7 protein-coding genes are annotated in these 5,452 nt (G+C 57.7%); 3 read left to right on the top strand and 4 right to left on the bottom strand.

Annotated features, from left to right (window positions below; all coding sequences use genetic code 11):
• Positions 1 to 654 (top strand): antibiotic biosynthesis monooxygenase family protein (locus ACIQ36_RS17820; protein WP_395831811.1); only part of this gene is annotated, 654 nt, incomplete at its 5' end.
• Positions 655 to 667: 13 nt separating this feature from the next.
• Here ACIQ36_RS17820 and ACIQ36_RS17825 read toward each other — a convergent pair.
• Both ACIQ36_RS17825 and ACIQ36_RS17830 read right to left on the bottom strand, forming a co-directional pair.
• Positions 668 to 1,102 carry a polymer-forming cytoskeletal protein gene (locus ACIQ36_RS17825; RefSeq protein WP_395831813.1) on the bottom strand — a complete coding sequence of 145 codons (435 nt, stop codon included), beginning with the start codon at positions 1,100 to 1,102 and terminating at the stop codon, positions 668 to 670.
• The gene (locus tag ACIQ36_RS17830) at positions 1,083 to 2,537 is read right to left on the bottom strand and encodes a peptidoglycan DD-metalloendopeptidase family protein (protein ID WP_395831815.1); all 1,455 of its coding nucleotides are present in this window, start codon (positions 2,535 to 2,537) and stop codon (positions 1,083 to 1,085) included. Before ACIQ36_RS17830 ends, ACIQ36_RS17825 begins: the two co-directional genes overlap by 20 nt.
• 457 nt (positions 2,538 to 2,994) lie before the next feature.
• On the opposite strand from ACIQ36_RS17830, the gene ACIQ36_RS17835 reads away from it, so the two are divergent.
• Complete coding sequence (locus ACIQ36_RS17835) at positions 2,995 to 3,765, top strand: hypothetical protein (RefSeq protein ID WP_395831817.1); 771 nt, start codon at positions 2,995 to 2,997, stop codon at positions 3,763 to 3,765.
• A 2-nt stretch (positions 3,766 to 3,767) separates the two neighbouring features.
• Positions 3,768 to 4,154: a hypothetical protein gene (locus tag ACIQ36_RS17840; RefSeq protein WP_395831819.1), complete on the top strand. Its 387-nt coding sequence runs from the start codon at positions 3,768 to 3,770 to the stop codon at positions 4,152 to 4,154.
• A 1-nt stretch (position 4,155) separates the two neighbouring features.
• On the opposite strand, the gene ACIQ36_RS17845 is transcribed toward ACIQ36_RS17840, so the two are convergent.
• Together ACIQ36_RS17845 and ACIQ36_RS17850 are read right to left on the bottom strand one after the other, a co-directional pair.
• Positions 4,156 to 4,788, bottom strand: coding sequence for a DedA family protein (locus tag ACIQ36_RS17845; protein WP_395831821.1), 633 nt, complete (start codon positions 4,786 to 4,788; stop codon positions 4,156 to 4,158).
• 175 nt (positions 4,789 to 4,963) lie between these two features.
• On the bottom strand, positions 4,964 to 5,452 hold a 489-nt coding region (locus ACIQ36_RS17850), incomplete at its 5' end, for an ATP-binding cassette domain-containing protein (protein WP_395831823.1).

The following is a 5,452-nucleotide window of genomic DNA, read 5'->3' on the forward strand; positions in this document are numbered from 1 at the left end:
CTGCGCGGGCGCGAGGTGGAGCGGCTTAAGCCCCGCCTGAAGAGCCGTGGCAAACGTTCGGGCCAAATGGTTCACCAAAAAGCCGGCCGATTCTTCCCTCTTAATTTGCATAGCAAGCAATCCTTTTTGCCGTGCCAATTCCAATTGAATAGCACGCTATGTAAATATAATGTCATCGGCATGGTTCTTATCGAAAGGAGTAACCCAATGCGATGGAAATTTCTCACGCTGCTCTGCGCGCTGATGATCGGGTCCAGTACCCCAATGGCGCAAGCTGAGGGGCTTATTCTATCCGATGTACAGGCGTCGGATGGCACGCGCTTCGCCGAGCAACTGCGTGCGGACGTGACCGGGCCAGTCGTCCTGATTAATATTTTTCAGGTTCCGAAAGCCGAAGCCGGCGAGTTTTATCAGCGCTGGACCAACGCATCGGACATCCTACGAGGCCAACAGGGCTTTATTTCCACCAGCCTTCACAAAGGTGTTGGCGGGTCGGAGCTTTGGTTGAACAGGGCTGAATGGCAAAGTACGAGCGATTTTGCCAAAGCAATGACAAACATCGATTTCCTAGCGGTTGCCCAAACCATGCGTCAACCAGGGTTCCGGCGGCTCTACACTGCTCAACCGAGTTTAGGCCCCCTCAGCACACCCTAGCTGGAGAGGCAGTTTAAGCGGCGTCGTTATCGCGCGTCGTGAGCAGCAGCGTGCTTGCCTCTTCGTCCTTTTTCTCCATGACGGCGGCTAAGCGGCGGCACATGCCTTCAAGGCGCGCACCCGCTTCCATCGACAGAATATCATGGTGAATATCGCCCTCGATCCGCGCCGTCCGGCTGAGAATCACTTCGCGCGCTCGGATCGAGCCGACGATGGTTCCCGAAACCCGAACCGTATCGGCTGAAATATTACCGCGCACATGGGCGCTTTCGCCAATTGTAAGAACTTGCGCCTCAATGTCCCCGTGCACCGTGCCATCCAAATGCACTTCGCCCGACGAGGCTAAATTACCCGTCACCACCATGTCGGGGGAGAGGATAGACGGAACGCCCGCCTCAACCTTATGGGAAGTTTGGGAATCGCGGCGGCTATTTGACTTTGAAAACATAGCTAGCGGCCCTCATAAAATTTGCTGGGTCCAGGGGGCGGCCATTCACGACCACCTCGTAATGGAGATGTATACCCGAAGCCCGGCCCGACCTGCCCATAAGTCCCAGAACGGTCGCCCGATCTACCTCTTGGCCATCGGTCACGCTAAGTTCATCCATATGCGCATAGCGCGTGCGGATGGAAAAACCATGATCCACTTCCACCAAGCGGCCATATTGCGGATGCCAGCCAGCAAAAACAACCCTTCCCGGCGCGCCCGGACGAATGGGGGTGCGCAAAGGTGCCTGCAGATCCAAGCCTTCGTGCAAAGCCGCGCGGCCATTGAACGGGTCCTTGCGGTAGCCAAAGCCCGACATAACCGCGAAATCGTTACGCACCGGCACACTCAAGGGCAATGAACTGAGCAGCGGGCGCAAAACCTCTAGGCGCTCAATGGAATTACCAAGTTGATCGGTCTTGCCGCGCACTTCCGGGGCTAGTTCCTTCACCTGATCCGACCAAGGAATGAACGGCCCGCCGCGCGCGCCCTTGCCATCCCGGCCGGTCATGAGGGGGGAAAGACGCTTGGGATCGACCCCCGCCGCCGTAAACACCGCCTCGACCCGTTGCAGCGTGCCCTGGGTGCGTTCCTGGAGCTTGGCCAGCGCTTGTTGCTGCTGCTGGGTGAGCGTGGCCATCTTCGCTTCGATCTGGGACGCTTTTTCGACCGCAGCATCCCGATCCGCAACCGCCTGGCGCCGCCCGGCCTGGGCTTGGTCGACAACTTGCTGCTTTTGCGTTAGGATTTTTTCAAGCTCAACGGCACGGTTCTGGGCCGAGGACAGCTCCCCTTCCAACCGCGCAATATTTCGGTCGATCGATGCGCGGGCTGCTGCTGCGCGGCGACGCTCATCGTCGGTTGACACAATCCGCGTGCGCATCACCGTCACATCGGTTTGCAGCAGATCGTTGCGCTCGGAAAGGTTGGTCAGTTCGCTTTCGAGGCCATGCAATTGTTTGCGTAACGCTTCTTCAGCGCTGGCATAGCGCTCGCGTTCGGTTTCCGAGTCTTCCAGACGATCATGGATGGAAGCCAGATCGTTGCGCAGGCCCTCGTTTTGTTCAATTAACGTTAAAAGATAGGTCCGGTAATAATTTAAGTCCTTTGTAATGGACATAAATTTTTCGTGCTGACTCGATACTTCTTCAATTAACTCATGATAAGCGAGGCGTGTGCGCTCTATTTCACCGTTCTTTTTATCAACTTTGTATGTTTGGTAGGTATAGCCCGCCGTTCCGGCGACTATCCAGGCCACACCAATAAGCCCCACGGCGGCAATCGAGGCTTGAAGACGGGTTGTGAGGGTCAGCGCCCGAACCGCCGATCCTTCCCGAATGACGATTTGCCGTACCGGGAACCATGTCGCCAGGTTTGCGCGGAAACGCTGCCCCAAGCTTAGCCGAGTGTCATTCTTCCGATTCAAACGCTCTTCCCTCGATCTGGCGACCGGGCCCAAGGGCCATTCGGTATAATCCGCCGGTACAGCACCCGATTGGTCGGATGGATTGGAAAGCCCCTCTAGCGCGCGTCAATTGCATTTGTCGTAAGTTCGAGACAAAGCTCTGTTAGACTCGGCACGCCGTCCTTCGTACTTGATGCGACTGTCTGCAAGCAACAATTTTGGTTGAGGTCGTGACGAATTTTTTCGATTTTTCGGCTATTTAGGGGCTTGACGTAGGGCCGTATCACAGCTTCACACGATTTTCTGATGTGATACACTCATGTATGATTTCAAGATATTGAAAAATAATATATTTTTTCGACTTAGTTAGAAGAAAGAGTCACTTTCTATACTCGAATTTTTCGAACGGCTTTCTATACTGGGGGCCGCTGGATAAGATGGAGGGGCAATGCTCTCGCGTAAATTTGATCGGGCGGATTTTGACGCGCGCGCCCTCAGGGCCGATTTTGAGGAGCTTGGCACCCGCCTTAGTACGGAAGCCAGCGACCTGCGCCGTCGGCTGCATGAAATCTACTACCCCGGTTTTGGGCCGGTCGAGGGTGTCCTGAAGCGGCACGTTCTGCGGCAGTTCAAAGCCTGGGAAGATTACTTCCGCAGCCATGCGACGCAATTGTTTACCCATGCGCGCGAGGTGGAGGAAAAACTCATCTATTCGCTCAGCCTGGAAGGGCGCGCCGATCTTAAAATAATTTTGGAAACGGTGCGCGACCGGCGCGCAACGACCGATCTTTTGTTCCGCGCGCTCGCGGCCAAAATGCGCCAGGCATCAAGCGCCGTGTCGCTTGATGCCGAACCGATTTACGATTTTTGTCAGGTTCTGGAACAGTTGGGGCTCTATTTTCGCTTCAGCGCCGTCGGCCTGTATCAACCCGATGCGGTGAAAGCCGCCCTTGGGCGCGATCCCCGTTTTCTCGACTTGGATTGGGACGTTCTGCGCCGCTGGGCGGAAGCACTTCCCGATCAGATGCGCCCAAATCGTCCCGCCGATACGGGCCTTTTGCGCGCAACCCCGCCCGCGCCAGAGCCGGAGCGCGCGCCGCTTACAGCACAGTCCCCTGCACCGGTCAATGCTGAAATCGAGGCGGATGACGAAACAGATCCGCTGCCCGCCCTGCCCGCTCCCGGCGGCGAGCGCCGCGAGCGTCGGCGGAGCCGCTAAGGATGCTGAAGCTCCCCAAGACGCCAACCGCGCTGCTGTCACCGCGCGGCATTCTAACCCACCTCGCAGGGGTCAGTTCCAACGTCCGGGCGGCGATTTTCTTTGCCTATTGGCTGTTTTTGGCGGGGATGGGGCTGCTGAGCGGCCAAGGGGTTTTCGGCAGCCTCTTTGTTGCTCTGCTGGCGCTCGTCGTGCTGATCGGCCTCGTCGTCGTTCAGCGGTGGAGCGAGATGATGCTCCCGACCAGCACGGGCGGGCGGCTTGCGCTCCACAGCGTTACCGCACTCACCCTTGTTGTCGGCTGGTTTGTGCTGTTCGTGCCGATCTTGATGCTGATGGCGCTGCTGCTCTGGGGGCTCTTCGCGCTGCCGCTTTGGTTGATGCGCTAGCTTAAACGCGCTTCGGGTTCGTTGCGGAGCCCGATTGGGCGGCAAGGCGCGCCGCCTCCTTGGCAAGCCGCTTTTCGCGCCGCTCCGGGGCCGAGATCACAAACCACGCAAAGCTAACGAACATCAGCAACATGCCAAGGGTAATGTATAGGGCGTAATCGCCCAGCACATCTTTAAAGGCCGCCCCGAACAGATAGCCGGTTCCAGCAAAGCTTATGGCCCAAACGCCGGCGGCAATAAAATTCAGCACGCTAAAGCGGGCCCAACTGACTTCGCTCATGCCAATTGCGAAGGAACTTACATTCCGCACACCGTAAATAAACCGGAAAGACAGAATGAAGCCGGTATTATAGCGGTGCAGCAAATCCATCGCCCGGTCTACCCGCGGCTGCCACTTGGGAAAGCGGCGCACCAAACGGTGGCCATAGCGCCGCCCCAGGAAAAAATATACCTGGTCGCCGCAGAAGCTGCCCAGCCACGCGCAGGCGATCAGCATCGGCAATGAAAGTAAGCCAAGATGCGCGGCATACCCCGCGAATATGACGAAGGTTTCCCCTTCGACCGCCGTCCACAAGAAGGTGATGACATAAAAAATCTCACCATTCGCCAGAATTTTTGCCAGAATTTCTTCCACGCTCGCCCCGTCCCCGCTTTTCGCTCGCTGGTCCTGATGCTCGCCCTAATTCTTCAGGGAACCGAGACTCACGGCCCAGAGTGTCACCGCCCTAGTGTAAAGATTAGGTTAAGACTGCGTTATACAGTCCCGCCTATTTTTCCCTTAGGATATGACACAGCCGGTCCGTACCTGGCTACCTGTTATCTGTGCGATACGGGGCCAGATCGAGACTGCGCGAATGGAACGCCGCCAAGGATGCTCGGTGCCCAACGCTCAGAATGCTCACCGAAGGATCAGCGCAAAGCGCCTGATACACCAAGGTTTCGGCCGCCTCATCAAGGGCACTGGTGGCCTCGTCCAGAAACAGCCAGCGGGGGCGGTGCAAGAGCGCGCGGGCGATGGCAACGCGCTGCTGTTCCCCACCCGAGAGTATTTGGGACCAGAGGGCGACATCATCAAGGCGCGGGCGCAAATGGGTGAGGGCAAGTTGCTCTAGCACGGCGATCAGACGGGCCTCGTCGACCGTTTCCGGGGCCGCCGGATAGGTCAGGGCCGCCCGCAGGCTGCCGAGCGGCAGATAGGGGCGTTGCGGCAGGAAAAGGCAATCCGCCGCTGCGGGCATGTGAATGCGGCCTTCCGCATAGGGCCAAATCCGCGCCAGCGCCCGCAGCAATGTGCTCTT

This window comes from Elstera sp., assembly GCF_044372965.1.
In the GTDB taxonomy this organism is placed as follows: Bacteria; Pseudomonadota; Alphaproteobacteria; order Elsterales; family Elsteraceae; genus Elstera.

Excerpts from the sequence above, each read along its gene's own strand:
- ACIQ36_RS17825 (WP_395831813.1), bottom strand. The coding sequence starts at position 1,102 with ATGTTTTCAAAGTCAAATAGCCGCCGCGATTCCCAAACTTCCCATAAG.
- ACIQ36_RS17835 (WP_395831817.1), top strand. The coding sequence starts at position 2,995 with ATGCTCTCGCGTAAATTTGATCGGGCGGATTTTGACGCGCGCGCCCTC.
- ACIQ36_RS17840 (WP_395831819.1), top strand. The coding sequence starts at position 3,768 with ATGCTGAAGCTCCCCAAGACGCCAACCGCGCTGCTGTCACCGCGCGGC.